This is a genomic window from Cryobacterium sp. Y62 (genome assembly GCF_002929785.1).
Classification (GTDB): Bacteria; Actinomycetota; Actinomycetes; order Actinomycetales; family Microbacteriaceae; genus Cryobacterium.
On record NZ_PJJK01000019.1, the window covers coordinates 1 to 1,724 of the forward strand.

At 63.8% G+C, this 1,724-nt stretch carries 1 protein-coding gene; it reads right to left on the minus strand.

The genetic code is table 11. The annotated features are described in order from the left end of the window. Positions 1-79: 79 nt before the first annotated feature. Complete coding sequence (locus tag CXY71_RS00140; protein WP_146072683.1) at positions 80-1,612, minus strand: leucine-rich repeat protein; 1,533 nt, start codon at positions 1,610-1,612, stop codon at positions 80-82. Between the last annotated feature and the right edge of the window lie 112 nt (positions 1,613-1,724).

A 1,724-nucleotide genomic window follows, 5' to 3' on the forward strand; every position in this document is an offset into this window, starting at 1 on the left:
CGCCGGAGCGTGCAGAGTACGCAAAAGACGGTCGCCACCCGCATGATTCGCGTGGTGACGGCCGTCTTCAGTGGATGCGTTACGCGACGCTCCGACGTCGGGCCGCGACGAGCGTGGCTCCGGCCAGGAGCAGCAGTAGCGCGGCGAAGCCGAGCGGTGCGGCCGTGAACCCGGTCGAGGCGAGTGCCGTGGTGGTGGACGCTGCGGTGACGTTCGTGGCGGCATCCGCTGAAATGTACGACAGGTACGTGAGCGTGCCGGTCGCGCTGACCGTCAGGAACGCGACGCGCGACAGGGCTGACCCGTCAGCGGCCGTGCCCGTGAGGGTTACGGTGTGCTGCCCGGCCGATAGTCCGGTCGGCAGAACAGCGCTGGCTGTGAACGCGCCAGTGGAGCCGATCGTTCCGCCAGCCAGCAGTACCGGGGTGGAGCGCAGAATGACGGTGTAATCGGAGCCGGCTTTGAGCCCCGCACCGGACACCGTCACCGGGGCGCCGGCGACGACGTCGCCAACGGCCAGGCCGAGGTCAAGAGTCAGGGTCGGCGACGACGGCGTAACCGGCTCTTCAACAACGACCGCGGCCACGGGCCACTTTGCGTACACGGTCACGTCGTCGGTCGGAGCGACCGAAAAATCAAACGCCGTCGTGAAGTCTGCCGTGGTGTACCAGCCATCGAATTCTGCATCCGTAACAGTAGGAGCCACGGCCAGCTGGCCAGCAACCAAGCGCTGCTCAGCAATCGCGTCGTGCCCGGTGACGTCAAACGACACGATCGGGTCGATCACGGTGTCGTAGCCCATCCATGCCGGCGTCGTAAACCCATTGGCACGCCCGCCGTCAACTCCGAACGTCGACAGATAGTGCACCGTCAAGCCCTCAGCGTCGCCCAGCGACGGATCGACGTGGCCCGAGTCCGGATTGATGGCGTCAGTGCTCCAGAGTGTCGGCGCTGCGCCGGCGAAAGTCACCGCTACGACGTGGCCTTCCCAGAAGAGGTTCGCGCCAATGGTCTGCACTGACGCCGGAATAGTGATAGACGTCATCGGGTTTCCCCAGAAGGCGTATTGATCAATGCTTTCGAGCCCCTCATGCAGAGTGACCGAGCTCAGGCTAGTGCCACCGAAAGCTGACTCGCCGATGTGTGTCACTGACGCTGGAATGTCCAATGACGTTAGAGTACCGCTTTCGCTGAACGCATCGTCTTCGATGGTCGTCACGGACGCCGGAATGATAATAGGCCCGGTCACGGAGTTCCTGCTGAAGGCCATCTGGCCAATGGTTTTCACGTTCTGGCCAATGGTGACCCCGGTAAGGCCCCAGAATTTAAAGGCCTCGGCCCCGATGGCGGTGACCGTGTACTCCGCGCCCGCTTCTGTGACCGTGTCGGGAATCACAACGGTCAATGCCGACCCGTTATAGCCAGTGGCGGTAATCGTTCCGTCGACGGCGCTTGCACCGTATCGGATGCCGTTTGCGGCGGTGAAGCCCGACGTCGCGGCCTGCGCCGGAGCGGCGATCAGTGCGATCGAGCTGGCCACGAGCAGGCCGACAACGGATGCCGCCAGCATCCGCTTCGACGCCCCTCGCGAAAGAGAAAAAGCTACAGACACTGCGACCTCCAAGTAGGGGACCGTGACGTCTCGACCACCGGTGGGCGTCGTCGTCACAGGGTTTCGGCACACGCCGAATCTTGACCCTACTTCGGGTGCTACCCATTTGCCC